The organism is Pontibacter litorisediminis, assembly GCF_029360645.1.
GTDB lineage: Bacteria > Bacteroidota > Bacteroidia > Cytophagales > Hymenobacteraceae > Pontibacter > Pontibacter litorisediminis.
The window spans coordinates 547,313-567,580 of sequence record NZ_JARDUA010000001.1 but is presented as its reverse complement, the minus strand read 5'-3'; the positions used below and the strand labels follow the sequence as shown (position 1 = coordinate 567,580).

Genomic DNA, 20,268 nt, shown 5'->3' with positions numbered 1-20,268 from the left:
TACTTTAAGGAAGTGGCGGAGGAAGGTTTTATGTTGCGTGTGCTGATTGCGGATGGCTCGAGTTACTCCCGTATGGTGTTGCAGGATATTATTGGAGCGGCACCAGGGGTACAGGTTACGAGTCTGGCCGCAAACAATGAGGAGTTGCTGAATTGCCTGAAGGCTGAAGAAGTTAGCCTGGTGGTGCTGGACCATGATTTGCCGGATAACGAGAACATGCTGGCGCTGAAGCGGATTTTCAGCGAAGAACCGGTGCCCGTTCTCCTGCTCCTGCAGCAAGAGCAGTTAACCCTCAACCTATTAAAGCAGGCTGTGGAGCTCGGGGTTTACGGCGTAGTGCTGAAACCCGGGAAAGGCCGCTACTATACAAAGTATAGGAGTATCGCCCAGGAGGTGCTGCAGAAGGTGTTGGCTGTTCAGGAGTACAGTGTGCTGGATGCACAGGACCGCCTAAGGGTGCTGCAGCAGCAGGTAGCCCTGCAGGAGGAGCCCCAAGGCAGTGTAACCCAGGCCGCCGCAGAGACCGTCATCGTTATAGGGGCGTCTACGGGAGGTACGCTGGCAGTGGAAAGCATCCTGAGGCAACTTTCGCCGGACCTGCAGGCTGCCGTATTAGTAGCGTTGCACCTGCCGCACAATTTTACCCGGACTTATGCCGAAAGGCTTCAGAAGCTTACGCTCCTGAAAGTGGTGGAAGGCCGTAAAGGCCAGAAGCTGAAGCCTGGCAAAGTGATCGTTGCGCCGGGAGGGCGCAACATGGTGGTTCAGCCCGTGCTGGGAAACAAGGCAAGCCTCACGGTTGCTTTTACAGAGGAGCAGAGCCCGCTTTTCGACCAGCCTTCCATTGACCTTTTAATGCGCTCAGTAGCTCAAAGCGACGTTAAAACGGTGATAGGAGTGATTTTAACAGGTATGGGCAAAGACGGTACCTCTGGTGCTGCTCATATCAAGGCCCGCGGAGGAATAATGCTGGCCCAGGACGAGGAGACCTCCACCATCTATGGGATGGCAAAGTCCGCCATTGAAGGCGGCTATATCAACAAGGTGCTGCCCTTACAGGAAATACCGACGTTCCTGAACAAGCTTGTAGCGGGGCAGCAGGTCAGTTTAACTGACAGCACATATGAAATCGAGAGAACAGGAGTATAAAGAAATATTTATTGCCGAGGCGCTGGAGTATTTTGATGCTCTCAACAGGCATATCAGCGTACTAGAGAAAGAGCCGGAAAGCGATGAGACGCTGGCCGAGATCTTCCGTTTGCTGCATAACCTGAAAGCTAACTCCAAGGCAATCGGATACCTGCAGATCTCGGATGTCTCGCATAAACTGGAGACAGCCTTCAGCCTTATCCGCAACAGAGAACTCACGTTCAGCGATGAGGTAGTAAAAGTGCTTTTCGACGGGATAGACCTGCTTGGGGAACTCATCCACAACGTGGACAACCCGAAGTATGGGGAGCCGGACCCGCTGTTGTTGCGCAACCTCGATATTATAGTAGAGAATCTCTCTGACAGCACCATCGAACTGGCCAAGGTTCAGAAGTATAACACTTCCAAAAACCTGGCGCTTTCTGAGCTGATCTACATTCAGATCAAGAAGCTGGACCACATGATGAACCTGGTGGGGGAGCTGATGATTGACCGGGACCGTATACTCTCGATCAGCAGGGAGACAAATAACGATGAGTTAAAGAGCGTAAGCTCCCACCTCTACCGAATCACCGAAGACCTGCAGTACAGCGTGATGGACGCGCGCCTGGTGAACATCGGTTCGCTGTTCAACAAATTCCCGCGCATTGTGCGGGACGTGGCTTCGGCCGAAGGCAAACAGGTAAACCTGGTGCTGGAGGGGCACGATATCCAAATAGACAGGAATATCCTGCAGATCATGGCTGATTCGCTGCTGCACCTGGTGCGCAACGCTATCACGCATGGCCTGGAACGGCCGGAGGAACGTGAGGCAAAGGGTAAGAGCCAAACCGGCCAGTTAGTACTGGCGGCGCAGAGTGATCGGGAGAATGTCCTGATCCGGCTGCAGGATGACGGCCGTGGCATAGACTTACGGCAAGTGAAGCGAACCGCTGTAGAAAAGCAGCTGGTAACGGTGGAGGCGGCCCGCAGCATGGCAGACAATGAGGTGCTGTCACTTCTTTTCGAGCCGGGTTTTTCGACGGCAAAGGAAGTAACGGAATACTCCGGGCGCGGCGTGGGGCTGGACGTGGTGAAGAACGCCATTGACTCCATTGGAGGCCGCATCAACGTACATTCCGAGAAAGGCAGCGGTACCACCTTTAGTTTGCAGTTGCCTTCCTCCATCGCTGTGAAGGGCGCCCTGCTGTTTGAGGTGGATAGCATCTTCTTCGCTATCCCGTTGATACACACCGACCAGGTGGTGTCTTTAGACAAGGACGAACTGCATGAAGTAGGAGGGGTGCTGATTGCAGACCTGAAAGGGGAGACCGTTACGGTAGTTTACCTGAACGAGCTCCTGAATGCCCCGGAGGCAGAAATGAAACTCGGTGACAAATCCAAGCTGAAAGGACAGGTGCAGAGCATCATCATCGTGTCCTACAACAACAGGAAGCTTGGGCTGATTGTAGATAAACTGTATAGGCAGCAGGACATAGTGGTGAAGCCGCTGAGCAAACCACTGGACCAGATTGACATTTATGGTGGCGTTACCCTTTTAGGCACAGGTAAAGTATGTCTGGTGTTGGATGTGCCGGCCATTACGCGCTACTTTATTCACAGAAAGCAGGCTTGAGGCGGTGGGAAAAATTAACACAAAAGAGACAACTATGATGATGGAGGCTCAGATTACAGAGTTAGAGAGAGATATTATCAAAGAAATACTCAATATTGGCTTGGCCAGGGCCGCAGATTCCTTTGCAGCCATAGCAAAGGACAAGGTGCTCCTGAAAGTGCCCGACCTAAAGCTGATTGAGGTAAAGGAGCTTCTGGAGTTAGTTGCGGAGTATGAGGATACACACGTCATCATCCAGTCCGACATCAAAGGGGACTTTAACGGCGCTACGCTCATGCTCTTCTCCGACGACCATATTGAGCGGCTATCGCAGGTGTGCCTAGGATTGGACGACGTGCAGAAAGGGGAGCTGTCTGTGATGCAGGAGTCGCTGCTGCTCGAGATCAGCAACATTATCACAGGTGCCCTTGTCACGCAGATGGCCAATATCCTGAAAGCAAACATATACGGTTCACCGCCTAAAGCCCCGAAAGGCTATATTGCAGATTCCCTGAAAGATATCCTGGTGCAGCACCCTCTGTTTCAGCCGCTTGTGTTTACAGTCATCACCCGCTTTACCCATAACTACAGAAGCGTGGAGCTGCCCCTGCTGCTGTTCTTCGACTCCAAGACATTCATGCACATCATCGAGATCATCCGGAACTTCAACCTGGGCAAAAACAACCTGATGGAAACCGACTGAACCGAATTGCAGTAGTGTAGCTTATCTGATGCCAGGGCCGATGCCTTAGTGAACGTGCGGTTTTCAGATGAAGCGATACTTCCCTTATGCCACAACCAAAGCAACGCCTCAGCAAGTATGAAATCACCGGTTACGTCCTAATCATCACAGGGGCGGTGGTGCTGGTTTGGGGCACTATCAAATTCAACCTTGTCGAAGAGCTGTACCTCGACCCAGCCGACAGAGAAGGAGTGTTCGGGCAGTACGGCGAGTTTATAGGCGGCATCGTCGGGTCGCTTTGGGCGCTGGCCGGGGTTTTCCTCTTTTTTGCCACCCTTACCTACCAAAAGCGTGAGTTTGAGCTGCAGCGCTTCGAGCTGCACAAAACGCAGAAGATCTTTCAGCAGCAGAACTTTTCTACGCTCTACATCAGCTTTATCCAAAAGCATAACGACATTATCGACTCTCTGGTGGCCTTCGACATCAACAAGAGCGACTGGCGGGGATCTAACTTCTTTGTCTTCTTTCAAGAGAAAGTGCTCACCTCTTTCGTGCAAAAGGTGCGGGCCCTGGGGCCGGAGGAAAAGACCGCAGCCGAATTACAGCACATCTTCCAGGACTACTTTACCTACCACTTCTCCTTTTATCAGAGCTCTCTGAACCCGTACCTGAAAAACCTGAGCGTGCTCTTCAAGCTGATACAGAAGTATAAAACCGAGACGCAGGACCAGGGCGAGTATTATAGTTTCATCACCAAGGCCAACTTCACCCAATCCGAGCTTTTCCTGATTTACCACGTGGTACAGTTCAACTTACTAAAGGAGTTCAGCACGATCGGCAATGCCTTTGACGTGTATGAGGACATGGCCGAGGAGAATAAAGTGGAGTATATTGTACAGCAGGAGCTGCAGAATGCATAGGCGGTAGATTTTCCCGCACCGCAACAGCCATAATCGGAAATAATTAACCCATTGATAGGCAAAGCAGTATAACTTTGGGACCATGTTTTACTTTTGATTATAAAGGCATATTTTGTTTTTTTGCCCTCTTATCAATTTTCAAACCTTCTATACTTATTGATGAACGCTTTAGGCAGACACATTCTAGTTGAATTTTACGATTGCTCTCCTGAGCTGATGAACGATGTGGTTCACATTGAGAACAGCATGGTAGCCGCCGCCGAAACAGCCGGTGCCACTGTCATCAACAGCACGTTCCACCACTTCTCGCCTTATGGCGTTTCGGGTGTGGTGGTGATTCAGGAAAGTCACCTGGCCATTCATACCTGGCCAGAGTACGGGTATGCTGCCGTGGACCTCTTTACCTGTGGCGACTCCGTAGACCCCTGGGTATCCTACAATTACCTGAAAGACGCCTTTGAATCGGGGCATGGTTCATCGATGGAGCTGCGCCGCGGCCAATTGGGTCTGCTGAAGCGCAATGATTTTAGCCTGGAGCAGTTACGTGATGTGTCTCCGAAGCCAAATGAGGAGCCGGGTACCATTACGCGTGATGTGTGGTTTACGGAGCGCGATGAGAACATCGCCCTGTCGCTGAAGCACTCGGGCAACCAGCTCTACAAAAAGGATTCTCCATACCAACGCGTGGAAGTTTTTGAAACGCTGGCCTATGGAAACATGCTGACGCTGGATGGCATGGTGATGTGCACGCAGAAAGACGAGTACGTGTACCACGAGATGATCACGCACGTGCCGATGATGAGCCACACGAAGGCAAAGCGTGCCCTGGTGATTGGCGGCGGTGACGGCGGTACCGTGCGCGAGCTGCTGCGCTACGAGCAACTGGAGGAGGTGACGCTGGTGGAGATTGACGAACTGGTGATCGAGGCCTGCAAACTGCACCTGCCAGAGACGGCCGTGGCATTTGACAACCCGCGCCTGAACCTGCTGGTGGAAGACGGCATCAAGTATATTAACGAGTGCGAGGACGGCCGCTACGATCTGATCATCGTGGATTCTGCCGACCCTGTTGGGCCGGGTGAAGGCCTGTTTACAGCGGAATTCTACAGCCAGGTATACCGCTGCCTGACTTCTGACGGCGTGATGATCACCCAATCGGAGTCGCCGCGCTTCAACAGTGCCGTGTTCGTGGAGATCTACGACACCTATAAGAAGATATTCGGGAAGGATAAAGTACACTGCTACCTGGCAGCTATTCCTACCTACCCGACAGGCACCTGGAGCTTCTCTTACTCCTCCAAAGGCAACTCGCACCCGCTGCAGTTCGACCGCGAGGCGGCAACCCGCTTCTCGCGGGAACAGGGCCTGAAATACTATAACGAAGAGATACACGCCGCAGCCTTTGCCCTGCCAAACTTCGTGAAGGAGCTGCTAAGCAGCGGCTCTCAGAAAGCAATTGAAGCCTATTCAGCAGAACCAACAGATGAACAGTAAAGAACAGAAAATACAGAACTTCGACCCGAACGGGGTAGGCGACAGCAGCGGCGGCCTTTTCGGCCTTCCATTCACCGTAGAAGAGTCGGAGGTGGTGATCATTCCTGTGCCGTGGGAGGTAACGGTGTCGTATAGTGCCGGCACGGCGCAGGGCCCGCAGGCAGTAAAAGACGCTTCTCCGCAGCTCGACCTGTTTGAGCCAAGTATAAAGGATGCCTGGAAACTGGGCGTGGCCATGGAGGATATCTCCGAGGAGTGGTCCGCCACCAGTGAAGCCCTGCGGGACAAAGCCGAGGCGTACATCAACTGGCTGGAGGCCGGAAGCCCGGAGATCGGCAAGGCAGATTTTGAGAACTTGCCAGCCGAGGTGACCGCCAAAGGAGAGGAGCTACTGGCTTGGCTGAAGCAGAAAGCGCTGCGCTACCTGGAGCAGGGCAAACTGGTAGGCGTGCTGGGCGGCGACCACAGCACCCCACTGGGGTTGATGCATGCGCTGGCCGAGAAGCACGAGGAGTTCGGCATCCTGCAGGTAGATGCGCACGCCGACCTGCGCGATGCCTACGAAGGCTTTACGTACTCGCATGCCTCTATCATGTTCAACGCCCTAAAGTTGCCACAGGTGAAGAAACTGGTGCAGGTGGGCATCCGGGACATTTGCCAGGCAGAGGCTGAACTGGCAGAGCAGTCTAACGGCCGTATCACGATCTTCTATGATGGCACGCTGAAGGAAAACATGTACGGCGGCGAGAGCTGGAAGAAGGAGTGCAAAAAGATCATTGCGCAGCTGCCGCAGAAAGTATACATCAGCTTTGACATCGACGGCCTGGACCCGAAGCTTTGCCCGGCAACCGGCACTCCCGTTCCGGGAGGGCTGGAGTTTGAGCAGGCTGTGTTCCTGATCAAGCAGCTGGTGAAATCTGGCCGCGAGATCATCGGTTTCGACCTTTGTGAGGTGGCTCCTGGCGACAGCGAGTGGAACGGTAACGTAGGCGCCCGCATGCTCATGAAGCTCATTAACTGGACGGCTGCCTCACAGCAGAAGCTGGAGGCGCAGTTCTAAATGCAATAGCTTATTCTTTTAAAGCCCGTAGCAACCGCTGCGGGCTTTTTTTATACTTGGTGCAACAGCCTGCGCCATACTTCTGTAAGCATAAGTATAGCTGAAAAGCTATAACTTTCGGGATTAATATTTATCTAAAAATAAAACTATGGGATTCGTAATTAAACTGCTCTTGACGGGCGCTGCCGCCATGGTAGCCTCCTACATTTTACCAGGTGTATATATCGATGGTTTTCTGACGGCGCTGATACTGGCGCTGGTGTTAGCCGTACTGAACGCCATTGTGAAGCCAATTCTTATCTTCCTGACAATTCCGGTCACTATCCTGACGCTGGGGCTGTTCCTGCTTGTCATCAACGCTGTGATCATACTTATGGCCGATTGGCTCGTGGCGGGGTTTGACGTGTCGGGCTTCTTTTCGGCACTGTTGTTCAGCCTGGTGCTTGCTATCATCACGGCCATACTCGACATGATTTTCTAAAAACGGCTTCTAGTTTAAAAACACAGAGGGGCGGGCCAAGTATAGTTGGTCCGCCCCTCTGTGTTTGGTGAAACAGAGCTTATTTCTGCTGCAGCCAGTTTTGGCATGCCTCAGCGCATTCGCGGCAGGCGTCGGCGCACTTCTGGCAATGGTCGTGCTCGTGCTTGCGGCACTCTTCTTCGCAAAGGCGGCAAATCTCGATGCACTCCTTCATCACGTGCTTGGCATGCGGTGAGTTACGGGCAACAAACTGGGCGGTCAGCACACAGATGTCTGCACAATCGCGGTCCAGCATGATGCAGCGGGCCATCATTTTTACATTATCTTCCTGCAGGCACAAGGTAGCACAGGTTTCGCAGGCGGTCATACACTTTACCAGGACGTGTTCCAGGTTGTTTGTTATTTCTGATTTCATAGCTTTACTTTTTTAAGGTATGGTAAAAGGTACGGCGGTAGCTTCCGATGGTTCCAGAACATTGAAAAGCAGCACAGTTTCTCGTATTTAAGTGCCATTATGGTTACCTTTGGGGATAAAGAGAGCAGGAGGCGCAGGTGAGCCTGTGCAGGAGATTTTTATACTTATGGCGACGATAAGAGAGGCGAGAGAAGCCCTGAAACTATACTTTGGCTACGAACAGTTCCGCCCCATGCAGGAGCAGATCATTGAGGGGGTGCTGCAGGGGAAGGACGTGGTTGTGCTGATGCCGACCGGAGGCGGTAAGTCGGTTTGCTACCAGGTGCCGGCGGTGGTGCAGCCAGGCCTGTGCGTGGTGGTGTCGCCGCTGATCGCGCTGATGAAGGACCAGGTGGAGGCGTTGCTGGCAAACGGTATTCCGGCCGCCTACATCAACAGCTCCCAAAGCGCGGAGCAGCAGTACCAGATCGAGAACCAATGTCTGGAGGGGAAGCTGAAGCTACTGTATGTGTCGCCCGAGAAGCTGCTCTCCTCTGGCTTTTTGGCGTTCCTGCGCCGTGTCACTATTTCTCTCTTCGCCGTGGATGAGGCCCACTGTATCTCGTCCTGGGGGCACGACTTCCGCCCGGAGTACACGCAGCTAAAGGCCCTGAAGCAGCAGTTCCCGAATATTCCTGTCATCGCCCTCACCGCCACTGCCGACAGGCTCACGCAAAAAGACATTCAGGAGCAGCTGTACCTGCGCGACCCGCAAGTATACCTTTCCTCTTTCGACAGGCCCAACATCAACCTGATGGTGAAGCCAGGCCGCGACCGTTTCAACAAGATCACTGATTTTCTATCTAAAAGGCCGAACCAACCGGGCATCATCTACTGCCTGAGCCGTAAGGCCACCGAAAGCCTGGCAGACAAGTTGAAGCGCAGCGGCTTTAACGCCACCCACTACCATGCCGGCATGTCGGCAAACGCGCGGGCCAAGGCGCAGGAGGAGTTTCTGAACGACGATGTGCAAATCGTGTGTGCCACGATTGCCTTCGGTATGGGCATAGATAAATCGAACGTGCGTTGGGTCATCCATTACAACCTGCCGAAGAACATTGAGGGGTATTACCAGGAGATTGGCCGTGCCGGGCGTGACGGGGCCAAGTCGGACGCGCTGTTGTTCTATAGTTATGCCGATGTGATGAGTATGCGCAGCATGCTGCAGGAGAGCCAGAACGAGAACCAAACGGAGCTGCAGCTGGTAAAGTTGGAGCGCATGCAGCAGTTTGCTGAGGCCGCCGCCTGCCGCCGCCGCATCCTGTTGCAGTACTTTGGCGAAACCATGACCAAAGACTGCGGCAACTGCGACATCTGCCGCAACCCGCCCATTAGGTTTGACGGTACGGTGATCGCGCAGAAAGCCCTCTCGGCCATTGCCCGGACGCAGGAACGCGCCAATATGAGCCTGCTGGTGGATGTGCTGCGGGGCGCCCGCAATGCGCAGGTGCTGCAAGGGGGCTTTGACAAGGTGAAAACCTACGGGGCCGGCCGCGACATCAGCACACTAGACTGGAACCGTTACCTGCACCAGCTGTTGAATGAGGGGCTGATCGAGATGGCGTATGACCAGGGCTATACGTTAAAACTGACGGAGCAGAGCAAGCAGGTGCTCTTTGAGGGCCGCCAGGTGCAGCTCGTGAAGTTTGAGGAAGTGAAGCAGGAGGAGCCTGCTGTGAAAGCCCGTCCGAAGCGCGAGTTGATAAAGGATGCGCTGTTCGAGAAGCTGCGCGCGCTACGAAAGAGCCTGGCCGACGAGTACGGTGTGCCGCCCTACGTGGTCTTTACCGACACCACTTTGCAGGAAATGGCTGCCGAGCGTCCAACGAACAAGATCGCGATGCTGGCCATATCCGGTGTGGGTGCCCAGAAGTTTGAGCGCTACGGCGACGCCTTCATCACCGCGATCATTGATTTTATAAACGAGGAGCAGAACAAAGGCAACAAGATAAAAGGAGCCACTCACTTGGCTACGCTGGAGTTGCTAAACCAAGGGTACAGTGTAGAGTTGATAGCCAAGGAGCGCAACCTGAACCCAGTGACCGTCTTCTCGCACCTGGCCACGCTTTACGAGCAGGGGTATAAAGTAGACCTGGAGCGCTACGTGAGCAGGGCGGAGTACAAGGTTATTGCGAAGGCCATCGCTAAACTTGGCGTAGATGCCAAACTGAAGGATATCTTTGAGGCGCTGAATGAAGCTTACGAATACTATAAAATCAGGCTCTCGATCTCAATCTTCAAAAAAGAAAACGCTTGGTAAAAGCCTAAGCTTGCAGCAAACGACAAATACCTAAACAGAAAGGCCGCTCTACATAGAGCGGCCTTTCTGTTTAGGTATTTGTACTGGTAAATTATTTCACAGAAGCGATTGGGTCAGGCGTACTGTCTTTGTCGCCGGTGATATAGCCCTGGCTCAGCACCTCGCCGCGCAGGGCAAGTATACCTGCTACGTGTGGCGCAGCCAAAGACGTGCCGTAGTGGCCGCCGGAGATACCGCCCGTTTTGTTGGTAGCCGTCACGTTCACACCTGGGGCAGCAAAGTCAACACCTGCACCGAAGTTAGAGGATGACCACATCCTGTTATAGCTGTCCATGGCCGAGATAGTGTACACCCCAGGGGCGTTAACACGGGCTGGAGATGTGCCGGAGCAGTCTACGTTGCTGTTACCGGCCGCTATGGCGAAAAGAATGCCTTTAGCGGCGGCGTTCATCACGGCATTGTCCAGGGTAGAGGAGATGCCGCTGCCCAGGCTCATGTTCACGACATCACCAGGCTTACCGTTGTTGCTCACGTGGTTTACGGCAGATATCGCTCTGGATACTGTGCCGGCACCGGCATCGTCAAACACACGCAGCGCAATGATGGTAGCGTTAGAAGCCACCCCGAGCATGCCGGAGCCGTTGTTCTTGGCAGCGATCACACCAGCCACTGACGTACCGTGTCCATAACCGTCCTCAATAGAAGGGTTACCATAGATAAAGGAGAAGCTTCTGGCCACATCGATGTTCAGGTCGGGGTGGTCCGTATCTATACCCGAGTCTATTACCCAAACCGTTTTGCCTGTGCCATCGCCGTAACCTACACGCTCCACGTTCCATGGAACTGTCTCGCCGGCAAGCGGTGTAACTGTGGCATAAGCCGGTGCTGGCTCAGAAGGCACTGTCGGCTCTGGCTCGGTAGGGGCCGGTTCTGTCGGCGCTGGCTCTGTGGGAGCAGGGGCTGTTGTGGTTGTATCTGATGGGGCAGGATCTACAGGCGTTGGCTCTGTTGGTGCAGGCTCTGTGGTGTTTTTATTGTTTCCTTTTCCTCCGTTCGTGGTTGTCTCACCGCCTGTGTTGCCTCCTTTGCCATTTCCTTTAGTGGAAGTAGGTGCTGTGTTATCTTTCCATTTCGGGGCAAGGGCAATAATGCGGTCCTGCTCAACATAGGCCACCTCCGGGTTTTGACGAAGGGAGGCCAACTGCTCTGGAGAAAGGCGTGCGGCGAAGCCGTTCACCACTCCTTCATATACTTGGGAAACTTCCCTTGCCTCAACTTTAGCAGCTGTAAGCACACGCTCGCGCTTCATGGCCGCCTCTACTTTGCTGGCCTTTAGCCCCTGAGTGTTACTGGTGCTCAGGCTGGTGCTGCCATTTTTGAAAACAACGATGTACTGCCCTTCTATGGCTTGCCCATCTTGTGAGGAGAAGGTCGCCTCGGGGGAGGCAAACTGATTTTCCATCAGCTCTTCTTTCTGGCAACCGGTAAGGGACACAGCGGCGACCATGGCAGCCAACGCTACCGAACGTCTAAGAGTAAGGTTACTGATCATAGCTAAAAGTTGAAGTAATAGGGTTTAAAGTTATGGGTTTAGGGATATATTTTTTTTTAGATGCTGTAACCGGGCAAATTCACCTAAAGTTCAATTCCTAGGCTTGTTTTTGAAAAATTTAGAGATAATAAGCTTTGTAAAGTATAAAAAGGGCAATAAAATTCCCTGCCTCTTCTTTTTATGGCTATATAAACAGAATAATACCTGTGTGATTAGGACTATTCTAAACCTTAGTGATTAATGAGGAGAAGTAGTAGTGTTGCAAATTTTATATCTGGTTTTAAGTTTGTTTTTCTATCGGGGTTAAAAGTGTGGCATTAATAGCAAATATCAAAATATGTGTGCTGTCTGGTGTTAATAAAAAATTGTACTTTTATTATTATTTGTAATTTTCATGAAAATATGAAATTGTATCAGTGTTAAAGATTAATATAGGATTAAGGATATTACTTTTTTTGTGCTAAAATAATTAGTATCTTTGCTAAAGATTACGTACTTTTACACATGAGCAGCTAAAGACTAGCCGCGAACAGAAAAAGGAGCTATTATGCAGTTGGTTACATCAAATATAAGACACCTGCGCAAGCATGCCGGTTTAACCCAGGCACAGCTGGCCGAGAAGCTGGATATAAAGCGCTCTTTGGTGGGCGCCTACGAAGAGGGGAGAGCAGAGCCGAAACTGAGCACGCTGGTAAATGTAGCCCGGCTGTTTGAGGTGTCGCTCGATGACCTGGTAACACGTGACCTGGTGCAGGAGGCACCTGCAGGAGTGGCAGAAGGCACAGGTCGCGCCCATGGCGGTAACCTTCGGGTACTTGCCATTACGGTAGATGAGCAAGAGAACGAGAACATCGAGCTGGTGCCGTACAAAGCCAGTGCCGGCTACCTGAACGGGTATGCGGATGCTGAGTTTATAGAGGAACTGCCCCGTTTTAAGCTGCCGATGCTGGGCTCTGGCGGCACGTTTCGCGCTTTCGAGATCAGCGGCGACTCCATGCTGCCAATCGCCTCGGGCACAGTGATTGTGGGCCGCTTTATTGAGGATTGGAGCCAGATTAAGGATGGTACGCCTTGCATCATTGTCAGCCAAAAAGAGGGGGTGGTCTTCAAGCGCGTCTTTAACAAGATCAAGGATGCTGCTGTGCTGCGCCTGCACTCCGACAACCCGGTGTATTCCCCGTATGAGGTGCATGTAGAGGATGTGGTGGAGATTTGGGAAGCCAGGTCTTACATTAGCTCCACCTTCCCCATAGCCGACCTGTCGCTGGACAAGCTATCCAGCATTGTGCTGGACCTGCAGAAGGAAGTGCAGAAGCTAAAGAAAGCAGAGTAGAGAGCCCTCTAAATTTTATATTAGCCTGATGTTGCTGAGTGTGCGACATCAGGCTTTTTTATGGCCGTACTTACTGTTTTGAGGCATCTGCTAACAACAAATCAGCTATATCCGTACTGTTTAAGCAGAAAGGGCACAGCCTGTGCCCCAACTCATTATGCACCTTAGCAAAACCAACTATGATAAAACTGATACCTGCCTCAGAGCATCACCATGCTAAAATAGGAGATTGGCTGGAGTCTTACTACATGTTCTCTTTTGCCGATTATTATGATCCGACCAACATCCAGTTTGGCCCGCTGCGCACGTTTAACCACGACCGTATCAAAGGTGGCAACGGTTTTCCGCTGCACCCGCACGCCGAGATGGAAGTGGTGACGGTCGTGCTGGACGGGGAGGTCACGCACAAGGATAGCCTGGGCAATGAGGTAACGCTAAAAGCCGGCGATGTGCAGCGCATGACATCCGGCACCGGCTTTACGCACTCAGAAACCAACGACACTGACCATACTGCTGAGCTGCTGCAGTTGTGGTTCCTGCCCAACAAGCGGGGCCTGGCACCGTCGTATGAGCACCTGAATGTTGACTTTATGGATGCCAAGTTCAAGAACAAGTTGGTGCCACTGGTTACGGGGCAGAAGGTGTTGGAGAACGTAGCTTACCTCAATTCTAACTCAACGGTATACTATGGCCAGGTGGGACAGGGAGAGGAAATAGATTTCAGAACCTTCAAAATACGCAAAACCTTGGTTTACGTGCTCACCGGAGCCATGTTGATCAACAATGTAGAAGCTGATACCGGTGACCAAGTAAGGCTGGAAAACCAAGACGTGGTAACTCTGCACGGCAACGCGGAAGCCACGTTTGTTCTGGTGGACGTGCCGGCAACAGAGGCAAATTATTGATCGGCACTTATAGGTAAAGCAAAAGTATAAAGCGAGCCGCCCCAAAAGGGCGGCTCGCTTTATACTATGGTGGCGACAGTGCTTACTCGCTCTTTAACGATACGACCGGGTTGGCTAGGGCAGCCTGCACAGCCTTGGTGCTCATGGTAAGCAAGGCAATGAGAAGCGTAGCCAAACCAGCCAGTACAAAAGGCCAATAGCCTATTCCGATGCGGTAGGTAAAGTCCTCCAGCCACAGACTGATGATGTAATAGGCGATGGGGGCCGCCAGCACGAAGGCGATTAAAACCAGCTTGATGAACTCCTTAGAGAACAGCACCGCGATGTTGAAGATGGAGGCGCCCAACACCTTCCGGATGCCCACCTCCTTGGTGCGCTGAGCCGCCATAAAGGCAACCAAGCCGTACAGGCCTAAGCAGCCGATAAAAATGGCGATGAAGGAGAAGACCTTAAACAGCTTGCTCTGCCGCGCCTCTTCCTGGTAAAAGTTGGCGATTGTCTCGTCCAGGAACTCGTAACTGAACACATCGTCCGGGTACGCCATGGACCATACTTCCTCCAGGTGGGCGAGGGCCTCCTGCTTCTGGCTCATGTCGATCTTGGCGTTCAGGTACAGGTAGTCTTGCTTTGATGTGAACAGGATGATGGGGTCGATCGGGCGGTGTAGGGAGGTTTGGTGAAAATCCTCCACCACGCCCACGATGGGTGCTTTAAACTCCCTGCCGACCCGCATGGTTTTACCTATGGCGGCAGCGGGGCTCTCGATCCCCAGCTTGCGACGCATCGTTTCGTTGATCATCACGGCTGCCGAGTCGGCGTTGGTGTAGGCGCGGCCGGCTGCCAGCTTAATGTCGAACAGGTCCAGGTAATGCTCGTCTGCAAATTTCAGGTTAGCCTCAAAAGTGGCGTCGTCGCTGGAGTTGTTGTAGGAAAAGTTAGAGCCCCAGGTAAAGTTGGAGGACGGCGGCGCACCCGCAAAGCTGACCTCGCGCACAGCCGGGTTGCGAAGCATCTCCTCGCGCAGCGGCTGGATTTTCTCGCCTGCCTGGTTCGGCAGGAGCACCGTTACCACAGCCTCTTTGGCAAAACCCAGCGGTTTGCTCCGGAAGTAGTCCATCTGCTCGTTTACCAGAATGGTGCAGATAATGAGCACCTGGCAAATCGTGAACTGCAGTACCACCAGCCCCTGCCGTATGGGGAGGCCGGCCACTTGCTGGGTGCTGATGCGGCTTTTAAGCGCTGCTATCGGCTGGAAGTGCGACAGTATCATGGCAGGGTATAAACCGGCGAACAGCGTTACCAGCACTACCTCCGCCACCAGGAACAGCAGGATCACCGGATCTTGGAGGATGCTGAAGGAGATCTCCAGCTCCAGCAGGCTGTTCAGGTATGGCAGCGCCAGTTCCGTAAGTATAACAGAGCAGAAGGTAGCCAGCAGCGTAATCAGAAAGGTTTCCCCGATAAACTGCATCACCAGCTGGCTTTTGCTGCTGCCCAGCACCTTGCGCACCCCCACTTCCTTGGCACGCTTCACCGCCTGCGCAGTAGCCAGGTTCACAAAGTTGATGCAGGCCACCAACACCAGGAAAACGCCCACAAGGGCCATGGACCAAATCACCTCAATAGCAATGGTGCGTTGCCCGAAATTGCCTAGATCAGCGTTAAAGTGCAGGTCATTCAGCGGCTGTAGTTTATAGCTTTCCGTGCCCTTGCGGTTTTCCTCGCGGTGGCTGTTCACAAAGGCAGTAATCTCCGCTGCTTTTTGCTCCGGATCCACGCCCTCCGGCAGCAGTGCGTAAAGCTGAAAGTTGCTGTTGAGCATGTTATAGTTGTCGATCTCGAACTTGGTGTAGTTCCGGAACGAGGGATAGGAGATGAGCATGGCAAACGGGAAATCGGAATTAGAGGGCGGGTTGGGAATTACGGCGCTCACCTTCAGGGTAAGGATGTTGTTGAACTTGATCACTTTGCCCAGGGCATTCCCTTCCGGAAAATATTTGTCGGCCACGCGTTGGGTCAGCACTACATTGTTTGGCTCGGCAAGGGCGGGGCGAGGGTCCGTCTCGCCCGTCTCAAAGTTAAAGATATCGAAGTACTCCGGCTCTACAAAGGCAATGGGGCTCTCTTCCAAAAAGCGCTTAGGCGCGCTGCCGTCTTCGCTCAGGATGTTGATCTGGGCGCTTTCCTCCCCATAAACAATGGCTGTCTTCTCCATGCCTAAATTGCCATTGCTGCGGAGCAGTTTCGGGATAGGGAAGCGGATGCCGATGTGCTGCTGCTCGCCATCCCCGGTTTTGTAAAAGGAGGTGATGCGGTAAATACGGTCGGCGTTGCTATGAAAGGTGTCGTAGCTCAACTCATACTTTATCACCAGGAAAAGCAGGATGCTGCAGGTGATGCCTAATGAAAGCCCGGCTATATTGAGGAGGCTGTAGCTCTTGTTGCGCAGGAGCGAGCGGAAGGCGGTAAGGAAATACAGTTTTAACATAGTTCTAACGGTTTAGGGAGTAGCCAAAGCACTTATCTGCACTGGCCATGGCCAATACCTGTGCCAAAGCTCAAAAACGCATTAAAGGCCAGCAGGAGGAAGTATAGGCTTTTAACTATGTCCACTGCCGGACACTTTATGTCCACGCCCGGACAGCCCAAGGTATACTTTCCCAGCTAATTTTTGCTAAATTAGATGTAGCTAAAGCTGGCACAGTATTTTTATACTTTACTTTAGCGGCAACAGCCATATACCCGAACAATCATACTTATACTATGGAAGAACAAAACCTAGGGCGCATTCTGGTGATTGATGACAATGAGGACGTGCTTTTTTCTGCCAAAATGCTGCTGCGGCGCCACGCCCGGGAAGTGGTGATGGAGAAGAATCCCAAGAAGATCCCGTTCCTGCTCTCCAATGAAGAGTTCGACCTCATCCTGCTCGACATGAACTTTAGCCAGGACATTACCAGTGGGCAGGAGGGGTTTTACTGGCTGAAGGAGATCCTGAAGTATGACCCATCGGCGGTGGTGGTAATGATCACAGCCTACGGCGATGTGGAGATGGCGGTACGGGCCCTGAAGGAGGGAGCCACTGATTTTGTGCTGAAGCCCTGGCAAAACGAGAAGCTGGTCGCCACGCTTTCTGCAGCTGCCAAACTGCGCCACTCTTATAAAGAGGTGAGCCAGCTCAAAGAGGTGAACCGCGCCCTCAGCTCCCAACTCAACACCGGCAAAGACATCATACAAGGCGAGAGCAAAGCCATGCGCCAGCTGTTCTCCATCATTGACAAGGTGGCCAAGACGGATGCGGACATACTTTTGCTGGGCGAGAACGGCACCGGAAAAGAAGTGATCGCCCGCACCCTGCACGAGCGCTCCTCCCGCGCAGACAAAGTATTTGTCACGGTGGATATGGGAGCCCTGACAGAATCGCTGTTCGAGAGTGAGTTGTTTGGCCATAAAAAGGGCGCCTTCACCGATGCCAAGGAAGACCGGATCGGGCGCATTGAGGCGGCCAACGGCGGCACGTTGTTCCTCGACGAGATCGGCAACCTGTCGCCGGCCATGCAGGCCAAACTGCTCACGGTGCTGCAGCGGCGCGAGGTGATACGGGTGGGCACCAACAAACCTATCCCTGTAAACGTTCGGCTGATCTGCGCCACCAACATGCCCCTGAAGGAGATGGTGCAGCGAGGCGAGTTCCGACAAGATCTTTTATACCGCATCAATACGGTGGAGCTGCACCTGCCGCCGCTGCGGGAGCGCCTGGAGGATATCCAGTTGCTTGCTGATCATTTCCTGCAGGGCTACGCACAAAAGTATAAGCAGCCGGTTAAGCGCCTTGGCGAGTCGGCCTTGGCACGCTTAAAGCGCTATAGTTGGCCAGGCAACGTGCGCGAGCTGCAGCATGCCCTGGAGCGCGCCTCCATCATGAGCGACAACCGCGAGCTGCAGGCCGAGGATTTCTTTTTCCTGGCAGAGGAGGAAGTTGCCGCAGCGCCAGCCGTGACGGCCCAGACCCTGGACCTGGACGACCTGGAGCGGGAGGCGGTGCAGCGGGCTCTGCAAAAACATGATGGCAACATCTCGAAAGCCGCAAAGGAGCTGGGACTGAGCAGAGGAGCGCTCTACCGAAGACTGGAAAAGTATGAGCTATAGGCACTATAAGTTACAGCTCTTGCTGCGGGTGCTGGTGCTGGCTGCTTCGGTATTTGCTTTGGCCAAAATAGAGTTTAGCCAGGAGTATAGCGGCACCATACTGGGCCTGGGGCTTTTTGTTCTGCTGCAGGTATGGTTGTTGATGCGCTACATGGAGCGCACAAACCGGCTTTTTCTCCGCTTCCTCAACTCCATCAAGTATGACGATTTTACCGAGCAGTTCCATGTAGGCGGCGAGGGCAAGACCCAGAACATGCTGGCCTTGCGCCTGAACGAGGTGATGGCAAAGTTTAAGGAGGTGCGGGCAGAGAAGGAGGCGCATCTGCAGTACTTCGAGGTGATTGTGCAACATATCGGCATTGGCATCATCACCTACAAACCCGACGGAAGCATACTTTCTTTGAACAACGCCGCTAAAAAGCTCCTGCGCGTGAGCCAGCTCCGGAGGGTGCAGGAATTACAGCAAAGCAGCCCTGTACTTGCGCAGCAGCTGCAGCAGCTGGCCGGCGGCGAAAAAGTGCTGGTGCCCATGCGGCAGGAGGGGGAGCAGGCCAACCTCTCCGTGCATGTGATGGAGCTCTCCCTGCTGGGGGATAGGGTGCGGCTGGCCTCGCTGCAGAACATCCAGTCGGAGCTGGAGGAGAAGGAGATGGAGGCCTGGGGCAAGCTCATCCGGGTGCTGACGCATGAGATCATGAACTCGGTAACCCCTATTTCCTCGCTCTCGGCCAGTGCCTGCGAAGAGATCCACAGCTACACGGATACTGATGCTGAGGAGGTCACGCTGCTGCGCGAGGAGCTGGAAGACATCGGGCAGTGCCTGCAAACCATTAGCCGCCGCTCCGATGGGCTCATTCGCTTTGTGCAGGAGTTCCGCAACCTGACCACCATTTCTACGCCACAGATGAGCCGCTTTGATGTGGCCGAGCTGCTGCAGGAGATAAAACTGCTGCTGCGCGAACAGCTGACACAGCAGCAGGTGCAGCTAGTGGTGCAGGCCCCCCGGGACAACATGCTGCTTACCGCCGACCGAAGCATGATCGAGCAGGTGCTGATTAACCTGGTGAAGAACGCCAGCGAAGCCGTGCACGAGCAGCCGGACGGTAAGGTGGTGCTGCGCGCCGCCCTGGATGAGCGTAGCCGCGTGACGATTGCCGTTGCGGATAACGGACCAGGGATGACAGAGGAAGCGCAGGCGAAGATCTTCATCCCTTTCTACAGCACCAAGAAAGCCGGCTCTGGCATTGGCCTGAGCCTGTCGCGCCAGATGATGCGCCTGCACAAGGGCACTATCTCGGTTCAATCCGTACTGGGGCAGGGCACCACTTTCCTGCTGCGCTTCTAGGGCAGCCGCAACCTTTCCGCTGCCTACCGTTATACTAGTAGCATCATCCCCTAAAGTATAAACATGAGCCTAGAGGAGAAAGAAGGTTTTGTAACGGTGTACACAGAGCGTGGCGCCCCCATGGTAGCACGTATCAACGCTGGAGTAGACACCATGACAATTGACGAATCTGGTGTGGCGCAGGGTCTTAAAGAAGGAGCCGACCCCTACGACTACATATTGGCTGCGTTGGGTGCCTGTACCGCAATTACGCTGCACATGTATGCACAGCGCAAAGGTTGGCCGTTGGAGCGGGCGGAGGTAAGCCTGCGGCACGAGCGCGTGCATGCCAACGACTGCCAGCAATGTGAAGAGAAGGAGGCTAAACTCAACCAGGTTACCAAACACCTCCGCCTTACGGGAGATTTAACAGAGGAGCAGCGAAAGCGGCTAACGGTGATTGCCAGTAAATGCCCGGTTCAGAAAACGCTGGAGGCAGGCATAGCCATAACAACACACCTGCTGGAAGAGCCGGTTTAGGGCCTGGTTGCTCCGGCTTCAGCTGGTGGCTGTAAGTGAGCCTCCAGGGAGTGATCGCCCATCCTGCTGCGGTCGTTTAAGCTTATATTTTTCCTAAGGCAGAGATTACGACCGTAATGCCATGACAGCAGCTTCGTAGCTCCTCCGGGCGTGTGGCAGCAGCAACAAACAAGCCTATAGGCGGCGGAGTGAGCAGTATTCCCCTCTGCTTGCTCCTGACCAATGCAGTTACAGGGTAGCCCCTTGAGGTAAGGGCGTGCAGAATGTGGCGGCCGAGCTTTCCCGTAGCTCTGGCCAAAAGTACATGCTCCATGCTTTGTTTAAAGTACAAGTAGAATATTACAAATAAGGCTGCGCTCTTTCAACCACCG

17 protein-coding genes are annotated in these 20,268 nt (G+C 53.4%); 13 read left to right on the top strand and 4 right to left on the bottom strand.

Annotated elements, in window-relative coordinates; genetic code table 11:
* The first annotated feature begins 12 nt into the window (after nt 1-12).
* The 7 genes from PXG97_RS02470 to PXG97_RS02440 all read left to right on the top strand — a co-directional run bounded on the left by PXG97_RS02470 (nt 13) and on the right by PXG97_RS02440 (nt 7,380).
* Nucleotides 13-1,149, top strand: coding sequence for a chemotaxis protein CheB (locus tag PXG97_RS02470; protein ID WP_276496136.1), 1,137 nt, complete (start codon nt 13-15; stop codon nt 1,147-1,149).
* Nucleotides 1,124-2,764 carry a chemotaxis protein CheA gene (locus tag PXG97_RS02465; RefSeq protein ID WP_276496135.1) on the top strand — a complete coding sequence of 547 codons (1,641 nt, stop codon included), beginning with the start codon at nt 1,124-1,126 and terminating at the stop codon, nt 2,762-2,764. The genes PXG97_RS02470 and PXG97_RS02465 overlap by 26 nt, the downstream gene beginning before the upstream one ends.
* 34 nt (nt 2,765-2,798) lie before the next feature.
* Nucleotides 2,799-3,446: a chemotaxis protein CheC gene (locus PXG97_RS02460; RefSeq protein ID WP_276496134.1), complete on the top strand. Its 648-nt coding sequence runs from the start codon at nt 2,799-2,801 to the stop codon at nt 3,444-3,446.
* A gap of 86 nt (nt 3,447-3,532) precedes the next feature.
* Nucleotides 3,533-4,345, top strand: coding sequence for a putative phage abortive infection protein (locus PXG97_RS02455; RefSeq protein ID WP_276496133.1), 813 nt, complete (start codon nt 3,533-3,535; stop codon nt 4,343-4,345).
* A 159-nt stretch (nt 4,346-4,504) separates the two neighbouring features.
* Nucleotides 4,505-5,839 carry a polyamine aminopropyltransferase gene (gene speE / locus PXG97_RS02450; RefSeq protein WP_276496878.1) on the top strand — a complete coding sequence of 445 codons (1,335 nt, stop codon included), beginning with the start codon at nt 4,505-4,507 and terminating at the stop codon, nt 5,837-5,839.
* Nucleotides 5,829-6,899 (top strand): agmatinase family protein, encoded by a 1,071-nt coding sequence (locus PXG97_RS02445; RefSeq protein ID WP_276496132.1) that lies wholly within the window; start codon nt 5,829-5,831, stop codon nt 6,897-6,899. Before speE ends, PXG97_RS02445 begins: the two co-directional genes overlap by 11 nt.
* A gap of 148 nt (nt 6,900-7,047) precedes the next feature.
* Nucleotides 7,048-7,380, top strand: a complete 333-nt coding sequence (locus tag PXG97_RS02440; protein WP_276496131.1) for a phage holin family protein — start codon at nt 7,048-7,050, stop codon at nt 7,378-7,380.
* 79 nt (nt 7,381-7,459) lie between these two features.
* Here PXG97_RS02440 and PXG97_RS02435 read toward each other — a convergent pair whose 3' ends face one another.
* Nucleotides 7,460-7,795 carry a four-helix bundle copper-binding protein gene (locus tag PXG97_RS02435; RefSeq protein ID WP_276496130.1) on the bottom strand — a complete coding sequence of 112 codons (336 nt, stop codon included), beginning with the start codon at nt 7,793-7,795 and terminating at the stop codon, nt 7,460-7,462.
* 166 nt (nt 7,796-7,961) lie between these two features.
* Between PXG97_RS02435 and recQ the strand changes: the two genes are divergently transcribed.
* The gene (gene recQ / locus PXG97_RS02430; protein WP_276496129.1) at nt 7,962-10,094 is read left to right on the top strand and encodes a DNA helicase RecQ; all 2,133 of its coding nucleotides are present in this window, start codon (nt 7,962-7,964) and stop codon (nt 10,092-10,094) included.
* Nucleotides 10,095-10,185: 91 nt separating this feature from the next.
* On the opposite strand, the gene PXG97_RS02425 is transcribed toward recQ, so the two are convergent.
* On the bottom strand, nt 10,186-11,646 hold the full coding sequence (locus tag PXG97_RS02425) for a S8 family serine peptidase (protein WP_276496128.1): 1,461 nt from the start codon (nt 11,644-11,646) through the stop codon (nt 10,186-10,188).
* A 547-nt stretch (nt 11,647-12,193) separates the two neighbouring features.
* Here PXG97_RS02425 and PXG97_RS02420 point away from each other — a divergent pair.
* Both PXG97_RS02420 and PXG97_RS02415 read left to right on the top strand, forming a co-directional pair.
* Nucleotides 12,194-12,979, top strand: coding sequence for an XRE family transcriptional regulator (locus PXG97_RS02420; protein ID WP_276496127.1), 786 nt, complete (start codon nt 12,194-12,196; stop codon nt 12,977-12,979).
* Between the two features lie 179 nt (nt 12,980-13,158).
* On the top strand, nt 13,159-13,884 hold the full coding sequence (locus tag PXG97_RS02415; protein ID WP_276496126.1) for a pirin family protein: 726 nt from the start codon (nt 13,159-13,161) through the stop codon (nt 13,882-13,884).
* An 82-nt stretch (nt 13,885-13,966) separates the two neighbouring features.
* Here PXG97_RS02415 and PXG97_RS02410 read toward each other — a convergent pair whose 3' ends face one another.
* On the bottom strand, nt 13,967-16,372 hold the full coding sequence (locus PXG97_RS02410; RefSeq protein ID WP_276496125.1) for an ABC transporter permease: 2,406 nt from the start codon (nt 16,370-16,372) through the stop codon (nt 13,967-13,969).
* A gap of 275 nt (nt 16,373-16,647) precedes the next feature.
* On the opposite strand from PXG97_RS02410, the gene PXG97_RS02405 reads away from it, so the two are divergent.
* The 3 genes from PXG97_RS02405 to PXG97_RS02395 all read left to right on the top strand — a co-directional run bounded on the left by PXG97_RS02405 (nt 16,648) and on the right by PXG97_RS02395 (nt 19,897).
* A complete protein-coding gene (locus PXG97_RS02405; protein WP_276496124.1) occupies nt 16,648-18,033 on the top strand; it encodes a sigma-54-dependent transcriptional regulator in 1,386 nt (461 codons plus the stop codon).
* Nucleotides 18,023-19,378, top strand: coding sequence for a sensor histidine kinase (locus PXG97_RS02400; protein ID WP_276496123.1), 1,356 nt, complete (start codon nt 18,023-18,025; stop codon nt 19,376-19,378). The genes PXG97_RS02405 and PXG97_RS02400 overlap by 11 nt, the downstream gene beginning before the upstream one ends.
* 63 nt (nt 19,379-19,441) lie before the next feature.
* Nucleotides 19,442-19,897 carry an OsmC family protein gene (locus PXG97_RS02395; RefSeq protein WP_276496122.1) on the top strand — a complete coding sequence of 152 codons (456 nt, stop codon included), beginning with the start codon at nt 19,442-19,444 and terminating at the stop codon, nt 19,895-19,897.
* A gap of 82 nt (nt 19,898-19,979) precedes the next feature.
* Here the strand turns inward: PXG97_RS02395 and PXG97_RS21470 are convergent, their stop codons facing one another.
* On the bottom strand, nt 19,980-20,210 hold the full coding sequence (locus tag PXG97_RS21470; protein ID WP_420851742.1) for an NAD(P)H-binding protein: 231 nt from the start codon (nt 20,208-20,210) through the stop codon (nt 19,980-19,982).
* Between the last annotated feature and the right edge of the window lie 58 nt (nt 20,211-20,268).

What these genes read in the sequence shown, in the direction of transcription:
- PXG97_RS21470 (WP_420851742.1), bottom strand. Translation starts at nt 20,210, where the DNA reads ATGGAGCATGTACTTTTGGCCAGAGCTACGGGAAAGCTCGGCCGCCAC.
- PXG97_RS02425 (WP_276496128.1), bottom strand. Translation starts at nt 11,646, where the DNA reads ATGATCAGTAACCTTACTCTTAGACGTTCGGTAGCGTTGGCTGCCATG.
- PXG97_RS02395 (WP_276496122.1), top strand. Translation starts at nt 19,442, where the DNA reads ATGAGCCTAGAGGAGAAAGAAGGTTTTGTAACGGTGTACACAGAGCGT.
- PXG97_RS02410 (WP_276496125.1), bottom strand. Translation starts at nt 16,372, where the DNA reads ATGTTAAAACTGTATTTCCTTACCGCCTTCCGCTCGCTCCTGCGCAAC.
- PXG97_RS02435 (WP_276496130.1), bottom strand. Translation starts at nt 7,795, where the DNA reads ATGAAATCAGAAATAACAAACAACCTGGAACACGTCCTGGTAAAGTGT.
- recQ (WP_276496129.1), top strand. Translation starts at nt 7,962, where the DNA reads ATGGCGACGATAAGAGAGGCGAGAGAAGCCCTGAAACTATACTTTGGC.
- PXG97_RS02415 (WP_276496126.1), top strand. Translation starts at nt 13,159, where the DNA reads ATGATAAAACTGATACCTGCCTCAGAGCATCACCATGCTAAAATAGGA.
- PXG97_RS02465 (WP_276496135.1), top strand. Translation starts at nt 1,124, where the DNA reads ATGAAATCGAGAGAACAGGAGTATAAAGAAATATTTATTGCCGAGGCG.
- PXG97_RS02420 (WP_276496127.1), top strand. Translation starts at nt 12,194, where the DNA reads ATGCAGTTGGTTACATCAAATATAAGACACCTGCGCAAGCATGCCGGT.
- PXG97_RS02460 (WP_276496134.1), top strand. Translation starts at nt 2,799, where the DNA reads ATGATGATGGAGGCTCAGATTACAGAGTTAGAGAGAGATATTATCAAA.
- PXG97_RS02405 (WP_276496124.1), top strand. Translation starts at nt 16,648, where the DNA reads ATGGAAGAACAAAACCTAGGGCGCATTCTGGTGATTGATGACAATGAG.
- PXG97_RS02440 (WP_276496131.1), top strand. Translation starts at nt 7,048, where the DNA reads ATGGGATTCGTAATTAAACTGCTCTTGACGGGCGCTGCCGCCATGGTA.
- speE (WP_276496878.1), top strand. Translation starts at nt 4,505, where the DNA reads ATGAACGCTTTAGGCAGACACATTCTAGTTGAATTTTACGATTGCTCT.
- PXG97_RS02455 (WP_276496133.1), top strand. Translation starts at nt 3,533, where the DNA reads ATGCCACAACCAAAGCAACGCCTCAGCAAGTATGAAATCACCGGTTAC.
- PXG97_RS02445 (WP_276496132.1), top strand. Translation starts at nt 5,829, where the DNA reads ATGAACAGTAAAGAACAGAAAATACAGAACTTCGACCCGAACGGGGTA.
- PXG97_RS02400 (WP_276496123.1), top strand. Translation starts at nt 18,023, where the DNA reads ATGAGCTATAGGCACTATAAGTTACAGCTCTTGCTGCGGGTGCTGGTG.